The 261-nt window shown below is 76.6% G+C and carries 1 pseudogene; it reads left to right on the top strand.

The annotated features are described in order from the left end of the window. Positions 1-22: 22 nt before the first annotated feature. A pseudogene (locus A612_RS14990) lies at positions 23-261 on the top strand (hypothetical protein); the annotation flags it as partial.

Below are 261 nucleotides of genomic sequence, written 5' to 3'. Positions count from 1 at the left end.
GCTGGTGTCTGCCCCGCCCGCCGTGGCACAGGGGCCCGCCGCCCCGTCGGCAAGAGAGGGTGAGCGCACCCAGCTGCAGGCCGAGCTGGAGGCCGAGCGTGCGGCCCTGCGTGAGGCGCTGGCGCGGCAGGAGCAGGCCTGCTACCAGCGTTTCGCCGTGACGGGCTGCCTGCAGCAGGCGCGCCGCGCGGCCCGCGAGCAGGACAATGCCCTGCTGGAGCGCCAGCGTGCGCTCCAGGCACAGGAGCGGCAGGAGCGGGC

It is taken from the genome of Melaminivora alkalimesophila (assembly GCF_000282995.1).
Taxonomy (GTDB): Bacteria; Pseudomonadota; Gammaproteobacteria; order Burkholderiales; family Burkholderiaceae_C; genus Melaminivora; species Melaminivora alkalimesophila.
This window is presented reverse-complemented; position numbering and strand designations above follow the sequence as displayed.